The 17,374-nt window shown below is 35.4% G+C and carries 9 protein-coding genes; 2 read left to right on the top strand and 7 right to left on the bottom strand.

The window, feature by feature from the left end; genetic code table 11:
* Window positions 1–12: 12 nt before the first annotated feature.
* Entirely contained in the window at window positions 13–1,140 is a 1,128-nt protein-coding gene (gene bshA / locus IPJ53_01735) for an N-acetyl-alpha-D-glucosaminyl L-malate synthase BshA (protein MBK7797809.1), read from the bottom strand.
* 78 nt (window positions 1,141–1,218) lie between these two features.
* On the opposite strand from bshA, the gene IPJ53_01730 reads away from it, so the two are divergent.
* The gene (locus IPJ53_01730; GenBank protein MBK7797808.1) at window positions 1,219–2,112 is read left to right on the top strand and encodes a MerR family transcriptional regulator; all 894 of its coding nucleotides are present in this window, start codon (window positions 1,219–1,221) and stop codon (window positions 2,110–2,112) included.
* Window positions 2,113–2,347: 235 nt separating this feature from the next.
* On the top strand, window positions 2,348–4,129 hold the full coding sequence (gene lnt, locus IPJ53_01725) for an apolipoprotein N-acyltransferase (GenBank protein ID MBK7797807.1): 1,782 nt from the start codon (window positions 2,348–2,350) through the stop codon (window positions 4,127–4,129).
* A gap of 3 nt (window positions 4,130–4,132) precedes the next feature.
* Here the strand turns inward: lnt and IPJ53_01720 are convergent, their stop codons facing one another.
* The 6 genes from IPJ53_01720 to IPJ53_01695 form a co-directional block, all read right to left on the bottom strand.
* Entirely contained in the window at window positions 4,133–5,119 is a 987-nt protein-coding gene (locus IPJ53_01720; protein MBK7797806.1) for a PorP/SprF family type IX secretion system membrane protein, read from the bottom strand.
* Window positions 5,120–5,144: 25 nt separating this feature from the next.
* A complete protein-coding gene (locus tag IPJ53_01715) occupies window positions 5,145–8,270 on the bottom strand; it encodes a gliding motility-associated C-terminal domain-containing protein (protein ID MBK7797805.1) in 3,126 nt (1,041 codons plus the stop codon).
* 217 nt (window positions 8,271–8,487) lie between these two features.
* On the bottom strand, window positions 8,488–12,456 hold the full coding sequence (locus IPJ53_01710; protein MBK7797804.1) for a T9SS type A sorting domain-containing protein: 3,969 nt from the start codon (window positions 12,454–12,456) through the stop codon (window positions 8,488–8,490).
* Window positions 12,457–12,565: 109 nt separating this feature from the next.
* Entirely contained in the window at window positions 12,566–13,234 is a 669-nt protein-coding gene (locus IPJ53_01705; GenBank protein MBK7797803.1) for a response regulator transcription factor, read from the bottom strand.
* 217 nt (window positions 13,235–13,451) lie between these two features.
* Window positions 13,452–14,429: a N(4)-(beta-N-acetylglucosaminyl)-L-asparaginase gene (locus IPJ53_01700; protein MBK7797802.1), complete on the bottom strand. Its 978-nt coding sequence runs from the start codon at window positions 14,427–14,429 to the stop codon at window positions 13,452–13,454.
* The gene (locus IPJ53_01695) at window positions 14,426–17,314 is read right to left on the bottom strand and encodes a GH92 family glycosyl hydrolase (protein ID MBK7797801.1); all 2,889 of its coding nucleotides are present in this window, start codon (window positions 17,312–17,314) and stop codon (window positions 14,426–14,428) included. Before IPJ53_01695 ends, IPJ53_01700 begins: the two co-directional genes overlap by 4 nt.
* Between the last annotated feature and the right edge of the window lie 60 nt (window positions 17,315–17,374).

Below are 17,374 nucleotides of genomic sequence, written 5' to 3'. Positions count from 1 at the left end.
TCCAGTTCTAACCTAAATCTTATTCAGTGTTTTCCAATAAACTGATTCGTACATTGGTAAAATTTTACCAAGTTCAAATTTCATAGATTGCTTATATGCATTGGATTTAAACTGAGCGTGTTGCTCATTATTACTTAAGATCTTTAGACTGGCTTCTATGAATGCCTGAACATTACCAACTGGACAATTGAATCCTGAATAACCTTCAATATTCACCTCAGGCAAACCCCCAGCGTTGGATGAAACTACGGGAACTGAACATGCCATAGCCTCTAGAGCAGAAAGACCAAAACTCTCATGCTCAGAGGTTAACATAAATAAGTCAGATATTGCCAAAAGATCTTCTACTGCATCTTGCTTACCTAAAAAATAAACCTTCTCCTCAATCTCCAACTCCCTTACTAAATCTTCTAATCCTGATCGCTCTGGCCCATCACCAATGAGCAGTAGTTTTGATGGAAGTGTTTTATTTATTTCAAAAAATGATTTGACAATATCTCCTATCCTCTTTACTTTTCTGAAATTTGAAATATGACTGATGATTTTTTCATTTTCCTTTGCAAACCGACATTTAAGTAATTGATTGTCATTAGGTTTAAATCTCTTTGAGTCGACAAAATTAGGAATTACCTCAATCTCTCTTGTTAAATTAAATGCTCTTATTGAGTCGTCTTTTAAAGAGGCCGAAACTGCAGTCACGCAATCTGATTCATTTATACTAAACTCTACAACTGGGTAAAAGGAACCATCTAAACCAACCAATGTAATGTCTGTTCCGTGCAGAGTAGTTACCAATGGGACCCTCTTACCCTTTTTTGCGAGAATTTCTCTGGCCACAAATCCTATAATTGCATGAGGAATTGCATAATGAACATGGAGTATATCAAGATTGTGATGAATGGAAACATCAACAATTTTACTTGTTAAAGCTGTATCATAAGGCTTAAAATCGAAAAGAGGGTATTCACTAGTAGAAACTTCATGATAATATACATTTGTTTGAAAAGAGCCAAGTCTGGCGGGTCTTTTATAGGAGATAAAATGCACCTGATGACCCTTGGCTGCTAAAGCCTTTCCTAATTCTGTTGCAACAACTCCGCTGCCTCCATATGTCGGGTAACAAACAATACCAATATTGATGAATTCCTTACGCATATAAACTCTTAAACAAAAAAATGTATTAAATGTTATCCTCTTTGAATCAAATCAAGTACAGAGTTGGCCATTTATTCAATTACGGATTTAGAAAAATTAACAGGCATAAAGGCTCATACTATTCGTATTTGGGAAAAGAGATTTAACATTATACACCCTAAAAGGACTTCTACGAATATTCGGTATTATGATGACAATGATCTTAAAAAAGTGACCAGTATTGCGTTGCTCAATCATAAAGGTTACAAAATTTCTTCTATCAGCATGATGCCTGATAATCAAATTGAAGATATCGTTGCCCATTTGAGTGATGTTGCCTCTTTTAATGTAGATTCTATTGATGCACTAACTTTAAGTATTATACATCTTGACCAAACCAAATTTATTCATATAATTGACAGACACATCAAGCAACACGGTTTTGATGAGACATTTGAGGAATTATTGATGCCCTTATTGGATAAACTTCATGACATGTGGTTAGGTGGTTCTATTCGGAAAGCTCATGAAGAATTTGCTATGCAATTAATCAAGAGGAAAATTATACAGCAAATAATCCTTTTCGAAGAGAAACCCAAACTCAATGAAAACAGGTTTATTTTGGCCATGCCGGGTACCGAAAATCAACAATTAAGTCGTTTTTTTATTGAATATCTGCTTAGCCAAAGGAGTATACCTTCTTTATATATGAGCAATGATTCTGATGTCAAAGACATAGTAGAGGCTGCTCAAACTTTTAAAGCACGATTTATTCTATGCTTTGTAAATGAAGAACCAACTCTTAATTATGCAAAGGACTTACTACATTCTCTACAAAAAACTCCCGAAAATATTACACCTGTGTTCGTTGGTTTTCTTGCGCCTGAAATTAGCAGATGTAATGCACAAATAAGAGCAATATATAATTTTGATGATCTCAAAAATTTTCTAAATTTTCTTTCCGGTTCAATTGGATAAGAGTATCAAGAGCATCTATACTTGCAAGGCTCCTGATAATCCAATATTCATATTCCAATTAAACATGTCGTTACTTGAATTTTAATGAAAATAGTCAGAACCTTTAAAGCTTCTTACTATAATTCTTTAAATGATGGAAAAAATTGTCAGCGCATAAATCGCTTTATGAAATCCAATTATTTAAAATTAGTTAAAAACTAATTTTATACGTAATTTTCAAGCTAAATTTTGTCTTGTGTTTGGAATAAAACATTGGTATTATCCACTTTTATTTGGCTTCATTTTTATTGTTGCATTTTCAGGTTGGAAAATGTATAGTCTCCCTTTATGGGGTCATCTGCCACTCCTTTTCTTCTCTGCTCTGTGGGGTATTATAGTATTAGGATTTTATAAATTCAAGTCTAATAAATTTGAATTCCCCAAATTAATATTAGGGTCAACTATTTCTGGATTATTGTTTGCTCTTTCTTTTCCTCCATTTGGATTGACCCCACTCCTTTTTATTGCTTGGGTACCATTACTTTATATAAATGATAGCTCAATTATTAATGATAAATTTAATAAACTAAATCTATTCTTTCCTTACCATGCATTTGTAATTTGGAATATCCTTACTACTTATTGGGTTGCAAATGCTGCTCTTATTCCCGGTATGGTGGCTATTTGGCTCAATTCCTTTTTTATGCTGATACCCTGGTGGGGCGCAGTTAAACTCAGTCACAATAAAAAAAGTATAAACTTTTGGGCATTAATTTTCTTTTGGATGACTTTTGAATGGGTTCATTTAAACTGGGAAATTTCATGGCCTTGGCTGACGTTAGGAAATGCATTTGCTTCATGGCCTTCATGGATTCAATGGTATGAATACACTGGTGTTTTCGGAGGAACGCTATGGGTCCTCTTAACGAATATTATCTTTTATAAAATTTTCTCAGTTTTTATAAAATTTGGTAGGCACACCTTGTTAACAAATAATAAAAAATTATTGTGGAGTTTTTTCCTGTTAGTTTTTATCCCAATTCTAATTTCCTATTGTGTTTTCTTTACATATAAAACAACAGGTGTTCCAGTGGAAATTGGAATTGTACAACCAAACCTCGAACCACATTATGAAAAATTCAATGTTCCTGAATATTTACAACTAAAGAAATTTCGAAAGCTTGCAAAAGAAGCTGTTAGCCCAACTACCCAATATTTAATTTTTCCGGAGACTAGCTTCGGGGATCCTCCAGGAAATATTTTTAGAAGAAATGAAATGTCTTCAGATTCTAGAATTCAGGACTGGCAGAATTTCATAAGTAATTATGAAAATTTGAGTATAGTTATGGGAATCACCAGCATGAAAATCATCGAAAAAAATGAAGAAATTACAAAATTTTCAAGACCATTTCGCAATCTTTCAGAACCAAGATTTTATGAATTAGAAAACAGCGCCATTCAAATTTGTAAAGAAGATCCTAATTTCCAATTATATAGAAAATCCAAACTGGTTCCGGGAGCAGAAATCTTCCCTTACAGAAAATTCCTACCTTTTTTAAAACCATTGGTGGACCAATTAGGTGGATCTCCTGCCGGTCTTGCAACTCAAAAAAATAGAGCCGTCATTTCAACCAATAATTTTAAAATTGCGCCTGTAATTTGTTACGAATCCATTTATGGTGATTATATGCGCGGCTACATGAAAAATGGTGCTCAAGCAATTTTTATTATGACCAATGATGGATGGTGGGATAATACACCAGGATATAAGCAACATCTTGCATTTGGTGCACTTAGAGCCATTGAATTTAGAAAACCCATAGCAAGGTCAGCAAATACTGGAATATCCTGCTTCATTGACATAAAAGGCATTATACATCAGCCCACAAAGTATGGACAAGATGCAGCAATCAGAGGTGTTTGTAATTTTAACAACAAAGTCACAATCTATTGTTTGATTGGTGATGCATTAGCATACCTTGCCATGATAGCAAGTTTAGTGTTGATTGTATTATCAGTATTAACTAGAAAGCGATAAAAGTTAATTCTTCATTTCTCCAATGTTATCAGATTCCCCATTCATTTTTTGCTTGTTTGGTTGTTTCCCTTTACCAAGATCAAAAGACAAGGTCAATTCATGAGATCCATTGTTAAAGTTTTGGAAGGTTTGATACGACTGATCATAAGAATAATAAAACCTAAATTGTTCTACCCTAACACCTCCTAAAAAAGATACCCTGCTGTCAGAAGGGCCAAAGCTGTATGTAAATCCAGCAAATAACCGATCATCAAGCATATTTGCCACCACATTCAGATCGGTTCCAAAAGGAACATCACTGATTTTCCTGACACAAACAGAGGGCTCAATACTCATTCGGTAGGATGGAACATTCCATTTTACGCCTAAAAATCCAACAAAATTAAATGGCTTATCCTCGTCCGATTTTTTATTATCCAATCTGGATAACACCAGCTGTGGTAAGGTTATCCCAATTTTAAATTTATCTGAAAAATCAGCCCAAAATCCTAAGTCTGCGCCGAAAAAGTTTTCTCCATTTACCGCTGCATTGATAATGCCATCAGATGCTTGATGTAATCCATCTGTAATTGCCTCATTATCCAAGCTGTATTGGATATAGGAACCTGACAAACCTAAAGACATCTTTGTGGTTTCAGTAGCTCTAAAATTGTAAGCATAATTAACTTGACCTGTGAAGCGGTTTGCTACTCCAAAATTCTCAGAGTATATAACTCCCCCCAGTCCCATATTAGCAGCAGGACTTCCATTAATTCCAAGTGTCAATCCTTTTGGGGATCCTTCAAAACCAGCCCAATGGTTTCTGAAATTAAAAACGATTCTGTTTATTTGCTCAAAACCTGTATGTGCGGGATTAATTAAAAAAGGATTAAGCGTGTAGTGATTATATACAGCTGGTGTTTTTAATGCAACTGCATAATCTTGTGCCTTAATAGATTGGCCAAGAGTCACCAGAGCTACAAATATTATAATTGAATTAATTGATTTCATTTTTTGGTGTTTACTTGGATTAAAATTATTTTACCAGGGTAACTGTTCCTTTGTAAATTACATCATTTTTTCCTGGCTCCTTTACCGTTAGAACCCACATATATGTACCTTCCGTAAGGTCAGCTTCATCAGGGTTTTGGTCTGGCCACTCATTTACATAATTACTTTTATTGAAAATCAACTTTCCCCATCTGTTAAATATTTGAAGATTGTTATTATAATTTTCAATGCATTCAATTACAAAAAAATCATTAAAACCATCTCCATTAGGAGAAATAGCCAGACGTCCTTTGAAACAAGGTTCATCAGGAGGTGTACCAACACAAACTGTAAAACTTTGTGATTTACTGCATCCATTTTGATCAGTTACTCGTAGGCTACAAGTTCCTGCCGGGAGCGCATCCGCTATTGGCGTAATTTCATTGGAACACCACAAATAAGTCAATGTTCCAGAACCTCCTGTTGCTATTGCTTCATATCTACCATCTGAGGTGTTGTTGTCTGTAGCGCAACTTAATTTCCGAATATTAATATTAATATCTTGTGCATCATTTACTGTTAATGAGGTTGAGGTGCTTGTTTTTCCAAGAGCGTCAGTAACAGTTAATGTATAAGTTCCCGGACAAAGGTTATCTGCAATATTTGAATTTAAATTTGAATTGTGAGACCATTTATAAGTTAATGGGGCTGTTCCTCCCGTTACCGTAGCAATTATTTTTCCATCACACACGCCTCTGCAACTTACTGCAGATCCCCCAGGCTTGGTATCTATTCTTATACTTACTGTTGGCCCTCCTCCTGAATTATCTTGAGGTATGATAACTTCAATTTGTTGAGTACAGTTGTTAGCATCGGTTACAAGAAAAGTATAAGTCCCTGGTGCGGCATTGGTCAAATCTTTTGTTGTGGAAACAACTCCTGATCCTGCCTTAGACCATTGATATTTATACGGAGCGGTTCCTCCTGAAGAAGTGGTGGTTGCTGAGCCATTTGAACCAGATGAAGGAACAATCTGATCCACTACTACACTTAATCTTTGTGGTTCGGTAATAATAAATGTATCTCTCGAAACATTGCCATTTACATCAGTTACACGGACTGTATAGGTACCGGCACATAGACTATTAATAGATATAGAAGTTTGCCCTCCTGGTGACCAAAGATAACTATATGGAATTGCACCTCCTTGGGTTTCAACTCTTAATGCTCCAGTACATTCTCCAAAACAACGGATGCTGTCAGTCCTAACAATGTTAGTAACCAAAGGCGCAACTGGACAATTGACCCTGAAGGTGTCTTTGCTAATGCATCCATTACAATCAGTCACACTTACAGCATAATTACCACATCTAAGATTGATAACTTTATCAATTGTGTCCAGAACAGTATTATTAGGTGTTCTGAACCATTTATACCTATATGGCTGACAACCACCTGTTACTGTTGCTTCAACTCTCCCGTCATTTTTTATATCTGATTCATGCGTTACCGATGCATTTATAACTATAGGTAGAGCATCATTTATGGTTATAGTTGGGCTGTTTGCCGTTTTATTAGGTGGGGCTGTATCTGTCACTTTAAGAAAATATCTTCCGGGGCAAAGTGTTGTTGGGTCTTTAACTGTTATTGCTGGTGAAACAGGTTGGTTTGTATTGGCATCAAACCATTGATAAGTAAAGTTCCCCGAACCAGCTGAGACATTCACGGAAGCTGTTCCATTACATTCTCCTGCACATTTTACATGACCAATTGAATTTACACTGACTATTGGGTCAGTTGGTCCGGTATTGCACTGGATGGTAATGGTTTTCTCACTCAGCACAACTGTAGGTTGTGGTTTATTACATCCTGCAGAAAATTCTAGACTGCCACCTAGAGGTATAAACTTTGGACTGGTAGTAGTAACACACTTACCTATTACGTCAAAACATAAACTAAATAATGAAGTTCCATTTGCCAAAGTTTGAGCTCCAGCTGTTCTAAAAGCCCAAAGCACCTTAATAGTATCATTAGTAGGAACAATATCGGAAGGCTGTAAATCAGCAAGATTTATTCCAGAAACTCTTTTAAATCTGAGTTTAGTATTGTCATATTTAAGGGCAAATTGGAAGGCTTCAATGCAACTAAAATCATTCACATAAATAGGTAGACACAGCTCTGTACTCTCCAATACACTGGTGTCTCTGGTAAATAAAGTTAATAAGGATTGCGGTTCGACAATTGTAAACGAGCCTTTTTCTGAAACCACTGGCACATTTCCCTGTGCGTTTGTTACCTCAATCACTCTAAAAGGGGCATTTACAAATTCCATATCGGTAGAGGACCCATTTGAACCAACCGCTGTAAAACAAACTTGAAAAATTACTTGATTATCTGGAATTGTAACCCCAACTCCACTATTTGGTGACCAAACCCACCCAAGCTCAGTGCTATCAGAATTAATACTAAAATCCCCTCCGTTTAAATCAACAAGATTAAAACTTCCAACACTTTTATATTTAGCAACCGATTTGTTCCATTTCAAAGTTGCTTGCATGGTTTCAATTCCTGTAAAATTCTTTACACTAATGCTTACACATCCATCTGTTCCCTTGGGTACATTTATCTTAGTAGCTGTAAAAGTAAAATCTTTTGCTCCACCCCCACCTGAACCAGGGCAACCTACACCGTTAATTTTCACCTTTCCATCTTGCGAATTAACTGTAATGGGTTCTTCGTTTTCATCTAACACCTCAATAGAAGTAGGCTTATTGGCCAACCGAATAAAAGAGGAATCACATGGTTTCCCTATTAACTTAAAGCGGATTTCAAATAAACCTGTATTGTTTGGGAAAGTTACCGGATCGGAAGTTTCACTATTCCATGTAAAGGTAAGTTGACCATTTTTGATATTCGCTTCCCCACCTCTATGGTCGCCCACATTGACATTATAATCTACTTTCTTATTGACCACGTCAACCAACTCCAAAACAGCTGAATCATAGGTAATTGAGTATTGTGTTGCAGTGATTTTTGTAAAATTATCTGTTTCCACTTTAACATTTACAAAATCATTCTGATTACCGGCAGGACTGCTGAATTTGATTAAAAATTGAGCATTCGCAGTAAAAAGTGAGAGGAGTAAAAAAAACGCTAAAATTAATTTTTTCATAATTTACTGAATTTCGGGAAAACCAATTTCAAAAAATACCTTACAAAGATAAAGACAAGTTAACAATTGTTTGAGCAATATGGTAATTTTCTTTAATATCTAATTTTTTGACAATGAATTTTAATTTCATTTTAATTTTCATTTGTACTTATATTAAATTAGCCTGATTGTGAGAAATTCACAATCAGGCCTTTAATCTGTATTTACTCAATCCTTATCATTTTATAAACACCATTTTGCGTGTCTCACTAAAGTTCTGGGTATTCAGTTGTATATAAAATATTCCTGCTGAACCCAATTCTGAAGCCTTGACTACATACTCATGGTATCCTTTACTATATGTTTTAGTAATCTTCTTTAATACCTTGCCATCTAAATCATAGATTATTAGACTAAGTTCTTGAATTTCAGGTAATTCAAATCCCACAACTGTAGTTTCATTGAACGGATTTGGTTTGTTCTGATACAACTTTGCGGTTGGCCTAATCTGTTCCTTTCCATCTTGTGTGGTTCTGAAATTAAGGTCAAGTTCAAATAAATTAGCCTGCTCATCATAAATTTCAGCATTCAAGTCTATTTTATTAAATCTCAACACTTTGTCCAATTTTGAATTAGTCTTTGCTTTCAAAATTATGCTAAACAACTGACCTCCGTTTGTTATATTTATAGCCTTTTGAGCAACATAACTTACTTTTAATCTATTCCCTACAATGGTATAGTCTTCGTTTGTTAATTGAATTAAGCCTGGTTCTAATCCAATAAATTCTGCGTCTGATAGGTCCATTTCAAATGCCATTTGAATTCCTTCGCAATTTAAGTTGTCTGTGGCAAAGATTGGAACACTTACATTGGCTCCTGCAATTAATTCAATTTGGTCTGCAAACAATTCAAATTCATCCGCAGTTCTTGAACTTATTGTTCCACCTAAATTATTAACGTCTGCATTTCCTGAAACATCCCCAATCTTTATTCCATAAAAATCTGTGTTCATTTCATTTTGTCCGATTGAACCATACTTTATGTATTCGTCAAATGGGAATGGAATTTTAGGATTGTTGAAATTAAAAGCAGTAGGTACAAATCTCCAGGATTTATTATTCGCAAATTTATCTATTTTACCTAGGACCAATTTTCTTAACTCTGCCATGTCCGCAGCTGTAATGGTCTTACTGTTATTTGCATCCGCTGCTATTACTAGATAAGGAGAGTTAAATTCTTGTTGACCTAAAATATGCTTTTGAATTAATAATATGTCATGAGTACTCACTCCATTCAAGAAATCATAGTTTTTGGAAGGAATTACCGTATAATCAATTTTTGACGTAACGGTATTGAAGCTATAAATTCCACTGGCGTTTGTATATGTTATATTGCTTCCTGCTGGATTTGTTCGCTCAAGAAGAATTTCGGTATTGTTCAAGGACCTGTTGTCTGGAGTCGCAATTCTACCTTGTATAGTCAAACCGGTAGGACAAACATGGTTTGGATCCTGGACTTCTAAAGTTGTTTCACAATAATCCGAATTACCTGCCTTATCGACTACATAGATTCTCAGTATATTTTTTCCTCTATTACTACAATCAAATATCATACTTGGAACAAAAGTATTGTTAACCAGAAAATAAAATTTCAAGCTATCTTTTGGAGTACAATTGTCTTCACTGTTGATATTAAAATCTTTTGCCCATATCTCTATACTTCGGGTACTTGGCATTACTGTTGTCGTTATACCACTATTGCAGTATGGTGTCGGCTTTTTACCATCTCTGACTGTAAGAATAAAAGTACAGCTAGTGAGGTTATTACATGCATCTTTAACTCTGAAAGTAATTTTGTGATCTCCAACCGGATAAACTGCACTTGCATCGGCACCAATTCCAGTGAATAAAGGATCAATTCTACCATCATTATTTAAATCAACCTCGTGAGACCAAACTAGATTTAGAGTATCTGTGCAATCATCTGTCGCTCTAGCTTTAAGATCTACAAACCCGGCACATCCAGGACCAAATACATCTATCGTTCTGTTTCTACAATCACTGATAATTGTGGGTGGTACGGTGTTGCTGATTTTAATTATTTGCTTCCAGGTCCAATATCCTTTTGTAAGTGAATTATTAGGGTCATAAAGGCACCAATCTATCACAGTCCAAGTTCTGATAATCTTTACACATGCATCTGGATCCAAGGTGAAAACCTGATCTGTATAATTTGTAAAAATACTGTTACATCTATCTCCAAACTCAACTTTAGGTTTACCTGTTATATCAGGCGATATCTCTGGTTTGTTGAGACAGGTTGTATTGCTTATGTAATCCGATGGCCATGTAACTTTCACATTATCAGGAGTAAAATCAAAAATCACTATGGTTTGCGTACATCGACTTACTAAACCGTTGCCATCGGTTGCTTCAAATACTCTCGTAATAGTGTCTCTTCCACATTTACCTCTAGTTGAAACATACTCTTTCAATGTAACTCCACATCCGTCATATGCATAACCATCAAGTGCTGGTGCATCCATTTTAACACGTGGATCCTTAATCACTATTGCCTTTCTATCTGAAACATTATTTCTTACAGTCCCAAAAACACTCAAATCTGGATAATCGTATTCACAACTTACAGTTATATTCGGAGGGCAAAAGATGAAGGGTGCAATTTTATCCTGAACTTCAACTTCTACCATACATGTATTACTGTTTCCGGCCAAATCCCATACCCTTAAGGAAACCATAATTGTCTTTCCAATGTCTTCGCAGCAGAAATAAACATACGGTCCCCACTTACTGCTTCTTGCTGAATCCTTGCATGGTACACCATTATCCATTCTCTTTACTTCAAAATAATCAATAACACAATTATCATGTGATCTATCGTCGAAAGTTAATGCCTCAATTTTAGCTGTACCATCAATAGTTAATGTTACAACTGTTTTCTGATCACATACCACCACTGGTGGAACCTTATCTTCAACCAATACTTCGGTAGAACAATCAGTATAATTGCCACATTCATCTGTAGCTCTGAAAATTACCCAATTTAATCCCAAAGGAAGTCCTGATATAGAAAAATACCCATTTGGTAACTTTACAACATTTGCTGAAGAAGTTCCCTCAAATGTAGGCGCACCTGTTGGGGACTGAACCTTGTATCCTACTTGAAATGTTACTCTAGAACACTCTTTAACTATGGTAGGAGGTGGAATTAAAGCGGTTCCTGTACAACTCCAAACATCTGTACTAATATTCATCAAAGGATTGCAAAAAAGAATCGGACCTCTGTCATCAACAACTTTTACAATTTGGAAATGAGTAAAAATATTTCGCCCCGCAGGAGCACACCAGTCCAAAACAGTCCATTTCCTAAGTACTTTGAAAGACTTCGGACACACTGGAATGAGTTGGTCTTCATAAGCTACAGCTATTTTACAAACTCCCCAGTTTGGATAAATTGTATCATTTCCAACAAGTGGAACCCCACTTATTAATGGGGAAGGAATTGTATCAAATTGATCGCAACTATATATTGCATCACTTGGCCAAACGATATCTGATAGTTCAAATTTTTTATAGTAAATACATTGATTACAAGTGTCAGATCTATTTCCACTTGCATCAACATAATAATATCTAATGGTTCTTTTTGCAATTATGCTGTCATTAGGATTGAGTGTACAATCAAACATTTCAGTGTTATCAGATAAATTGATTCTGGTCACGCCTGAACAGTTGTCCACCACATATGGCTGCAAAAGTAAATGATCTCGGTTGTTACAGAAAATTGTATCATTTGGAGGACAAATAATTATTGGAGGTAATTTATCCTCAACAACAATATGGCCCCAACAAGAGTTGTTGCCAAGATAAACAGCAACTTTTAGTCGTTTGCCAATGTGAATTCCACTTACTTCTGGAACTGGTAATGGAAGACCGTTAGTGCCAAAAACCACAACGACATAATTGCAGGGTGTTCCTGGGTCTTCGAGAATCATGTCTGGGGTGATAATTGCCTTGCAGTCTTCATCAAGTGATACTTGGATTTCATCATTACAAGCCAAAGGGCATTGTGAGATACCTTGCACTTGAATTATAAAAAAGCTGAGCAATGAAAACAGTGCATTCATATAGAATGCCTGCCTTCGAGTTTGGAAATTAATTTTGGTAGTAAACGTTTCCTTTTTCATGTTAATACTTTCAGTTAAACGGATATGAGTAAATCAAAAAATTTTACAAATGCTTAGCTTCTCGGACAATTTGGTCCAAGTGCGAGTTTAGGTTTTGAATTAAGCTTTTCTAAATCAAGTTATAGTCACGGGCAATTTTTAAAAGATTCAAAGCATTTGAAGCGCCTAACTTTCTCATCAGATTCTTTCTGTGGACACTTACGGTCTCCTTACTGATGTACAGTTCTGCAGCTATAGTCTTTGAAGACTTTCCCTCGGTCATTTTTTCAAGTATTTCTGATTCTCGTTTGGTTAGATGAAACTTGGCATTGAAGCGATTTAACATTGGCGAACTGGCCTGTTTGACTACTTCAGATGAAATTTTCTGGGTAGCTTCAATGCCTTTCCCAAAAAAAATATTTCCATCCATTACTTCTCTGATCCCTTCGATCAGATTTTCCAAATCAGAATACTTTGAAAGATACCCGTCGGCACCCTGTTGAAAAGATTCTCTTACTACTTTGGCTTCTGTAGACATACTTACAATGAAAACCTTGGTATCAGGATTCTTCTCCTTGATTTTTGGAATCAACCGAATCCCATCTGATTTAGTCAGATTAAGATCCAGAAATACTAAATCAAGATCATTTTGTCGGAGTTTGGTTAGAAAGTCATCTTCTGATGAACTTTCAACAGTTACCGTGATATCAAATCCGGATTTTAAAGTTGTCAAAAGAAGAACAAAACTCTTTAGAAACAACTCATGATCATCAACCACACCAACTTTCAAACTTCGCATATAGTCTTGGTCTAATATGTCCTGTGTTCTTACAAGCAAAACCAATGCCAAAAGCTGTATTAAAGACGTTTTATATCTTTAGTTGATCTAGTGCGAAGCTGAATAAAAGTGATTTATAGTGTTGTATATCAGTTCTTTATATCCATTTTATATGGATATAAATATCAAAATAATGGATGTAATTTTTTTTTAATAAGATTGTGTGCTTCGATATTCTCTAGTGTGAAAAATAAGACTCAGCATCATAGACAGTAATTTTACCTCCTTCTGCCACAATAAATTGAAAGCCTTTTCTAAGACTGAAAGCCCCAATTTGACCCTTCTTATTTATGGCAATGTACCCGACTTGAATTTCATTTGAGTCTTTAAGTGACAACAGCCTTTTAACTGCCTCCTTACAGGCATTTCGGGGATTCATACCATGTCTCATCATTTCAACAATTGAAAAAGCACCGACTTTTTTAATTACTGCTTCTCCTAAACCTGTTGCAGTTGCTGCGCCTACTTCATTATCTACATACAGACCAGCTCCAATAATTGGTGAATCCCCAACTCTACCTTTCATTTTAAAAGCAAGGCCGGAGGTACTGCAAGCTCCTGATAGGTTTTGCTTTTGATCAAGTGCAAGAATTCCAATGGTATCATGTCTTTCTACATTGATTCTAGGACTATATTCAGATTTTATTAACCATTCCCTCCATGCCTTTTGTGCGACTTCAGTTAATAGATTTTGCTTTTCGAATCCTTCAGCAAGAGCAAACTGCTGGGCCCCATCGCCGGCTAGAAATACGTGGGGTGTTTTTTCCATCACCATCCTGGCAACTGACACAGGATGTAAAATGTCTTGCAAATAAAGTACTGAACCTGCATTTCCCAAATGGTCCATAATACAAGCATCTAAGGTCACATTCCCATCGCGATCAGGAAAACCACCTAAGCCAACTGAAGTATCCAAAGGATCTGCTTCTGGTTCTCTAGCCCCTGCTTCAACAGCATCCAATGCACTTCCTCCAGAATTAAGCTTTTCCCAAGCAGCTTTTGCAGCTTTTGGATTATTCCAAGTAGCTACAACTTTTATAGATGGAAGCTTAGCACTCAAGTTTGCCATTGATACCAATCCAGATAAAATCTGACTTGATGATATGCCTAAAGCTGAAATTCCTAATGTCTGAATAAATTTTCTTCTCTCCTTCATTTTTTTATTATTTTTATCTCATCTGCAAAAATCCAACTACTCTCTCCTGCTGAAAGATGCCAATCTGGGAGTTTTCCCGGATTTGTTGCAGCAAGTTTAATAAATCTTGCATTTGAATTTTCAATTTTAAAAGAAAATTTTTTAGCAAATGCACTATCTGACTTTTGATTAATCTTGTTAACTACTTCAGCTTCTCTATTAAAATTTACTCCATCAATTGAAGTAAAAACAATAACACAAGATGGCAATAATATCCAGGAATTTTGATCTTGCAAAAATCTTACTTCAAGGCTATCTGCCTTTGCTTCCTCCGAAAGTGAAAATTCAACATTTAAATCTTTTCCAAAATAACCCTGCCAAAATCCATCTCTAAAATCTAAGCTTCCTTCTAATCCATCAATCAATGCATCCTTTCCTCCAGCTGAATACATAGGTGCATATTCAGATATTGATTGAATCTTAAATCCGCTTGGTCTCTTTGAAAATCTTGCAGTCAGCCAAGGCAGATTAAAATTATTAGAATCATTTTTCTGTTGCCGAAAGTAAATACTTTCATTGTCATGAATAATTATTGGATTAGTATAATACTTACTGATCGCATGGAGATCTCCTAATTTATATTCTATATTAAAATCGCTTAGTGAGGATAATTCAATCCGTGTGCTATCCTGAAATGTCCTTTCACCTCCTACTACAAAAGGTAATACCTCATTGAGGTCATGGCTTTTATTATTTTGACTCAAATCCAACTGAATGTAATTATCATCGTGATAAATAAATTCAATGTGGTCTCCAGGATTTAAATCAATCAATGAATTTTGAGAAAACCCATTTTTAGTAACTTTTTGAACGAATTTTGAACCTTCCTTCTTGTTTGATACTAAATTGATCTCCCTTTCCCCTGGTACCCTAATACTGGCTTTATCAAAAACAAAACATCCTAAATCATAGGAATTTAAAAGTGGATTTACAGGATAGAATCCTAAACTACTCCAAAGATACCATGCCGACATTTGACCACAATCTTCATTTCCACATAATCCATCCGGTTCATTCGCATACATTGTCCTTAATATTCTTCTAACAATTTGTTGTGCCTTGTCTGTACGGTTACAATAATTATATAAATAAGCAATATGGTGACTTGGCTCATTACCATGTGCATATTGTCCTAATAAACCTGTGATATCAGATTGAGCCCGACCAGTCATTTTAGAATCAGATTGAAACAAACTATCTAGCATAATTTCCAAAGGATGCTTGCTCAAATAGTTTGCCTCTCCATTAAATTTGATTTTACTAAAACAATCTATCATTCCCGCAACATCATGATGTGCTCCAAAAAGATACTGCCATGCATTCGCTTCAGTAAAATGAAAATTTACCTCTGTTGGGTCAAAAGGTTCTACGAATGTATGGTTTAGCTTTGCTTGAAAAAATCCAGTTTTTGGATTAAACAAATTTTTATAGAATGTATTCTCAACTATGCGTTCGTCAGACGGACTGACCAATTTTAATGCACCAAAATCAACACTATTTTCAATCGTTTTTGAAACTGACTCGCTGCACTCATCAGAAGAAATAAAACCATTTCGAAAATTTTGAAGACATGAAAAATCTTGAACCAAGGTCTCCCTAATTGCTCTTTCAATCCTTTGTCTATACTTACTAATTCTAGAATTTTGATCTAACAATGCATTAGTCAACACTGGAATAGAGTGGTTTCCAATCATACAATATGTTTCATTACCGGCCAATTCCCAAACCGGAAGTCTTCCACATTCATCAAACTGCCCTAAAAAACTCAAAACGAATTTCTCATTATAATCTGGATAGACCAATTGGTAAAATGGATGAGCTGCCCTATAGGTGTCCCACAATGAAAAAACAGTATATCTTGGATATTCCGGATCTCCAAAATGTATTTTATTGTCCATTCCACGATACCTATTGTCTGCATCTTGAAATATATTAGGTTGGATTAATAAATGGTATAAAGAAGTATAAAAAATCTCTTTCTGTTTGCCTTCATAAATTTTACTGGTTACATCAATTCTTCCAAGCATTTTATTCCATGAGTTCTTTGTTGATTTATATGCTTTTTCAAAATTGAATCCTATCCATTCCGATTTAAGATTGGTTTTTGCACCCTCTTCATCTACTGCAGAAATTGCACATTGCAATACGACCCGTTTTGTACTCTTTTCGAATTCACAAAAAAGTACAGTACCATCTTTGCTCAATATTTTACTTTTAAAAGCGACTGAAGATTTTAGCTTAAAATAAATATGCTGTTCCTTGGCCCAGGAACTTGAAATTCTGGTTCCTGTAATCTCATTTTCTGTAATTGTACTGAAGTTCCCTTTTATCAATTTATCCCGATGCTTTAGATCAATTTTAATCCATTTAGAATCATTTTCCTTTTGAAAGACATATTCATGAATTCCAGTTCGTGGTGTCACAGTTAGGCGAACCCTAATTTGTGGCTTCGTTAAGAAGCACTCATATATTCCTGGTAATGCTTTTTCTGTTTTCTTATTAAATGCTGAGGCGGATTCGGGGCTGTCTAAGAATCCGTTTGTGAGTTGAAGCTTTCCACTTCCTGGCATAATCAAGACATCACAATAATCTGCAACACCTGTTCCCGATAGATGCGTATGGCTAAATCCATATATTATGGAGTCCGAATAATGATATCCTGAGCAACCATCCCAACCTTCAAGTCTTGTGTCAGGACTCAATTGCACCATCCCAAAAGGACTGGTAGCTCCAGGAAAAGTATGCCCATGCCCACCAGTACCTACAAATGGGTTTACAAATTCTACATATTGTGAGTAAATAATTATTGGAAAAAGTAAATAAAGAAAAAACAAAAGCCTATTCATAAAATGCAATTAACATACAATTGTCCAAATATAAATTAGTGTGATGAATTGTCATTGATT

The sequence above is a fragment of the Candidatus Vicinibacter affinis genome (assembly GCA_016714365.1).
Lineage (GTDB): Bacteria > Bacteroidota > Bacteroidia > Chitinophagales > Saprospiraceae > Vicinibacter > Vicinibacter affinis.
This window is presented reverse-complemented; position numbering and strand designations above follow the sequence as displayed.

Bases quoted from the DNA above. Each gene is read 5' to 3' on its own strand.
- IPJ53_01720 (MBK7797806.1), bottom strand. From the start codon at position 5,119: ATGAAATCAATTAATTCAATTATAATATTTGTAGCTCTGGTGACTCTT.
- IPJ53_01715 (MBK7797805.1), bottom strand. From the start codon at position 8,270: ATGAAAAAATTAATTTTAGCGTTTTTTTTACTCCTCTCACTTTTTACT.
- IPJ53_01710 (MBK7797804.1), bottom strand. From the start codon at position 12,456: ATGAAAAAGGAAACGTTTACTACCAAAATTAATTTCCAAACTCGAAGG.
- IPJ53_01705 (MBK7797803.1), bottom strand. From the start codon at position 13,234: ATGCGAAGTTTGAAAGTTGGTGTGGTTGATGATCATGAGTTGTTTCTA.
- IPJ53_01700 (MBK7797802.1), bottom strand. From the start codon at position 14,429: ATGAAGGAGAGAAGAAAATTTATTCAGACATTAGGAATTTCAGCTTTA.
- IPJ53_01695 (MBK7797801.1), bottom strand. From the start codon at position 17,314: ATGAATAGGCTTTTGTTTTTTCTTTATTTACTTTTTCCAATAATTATT.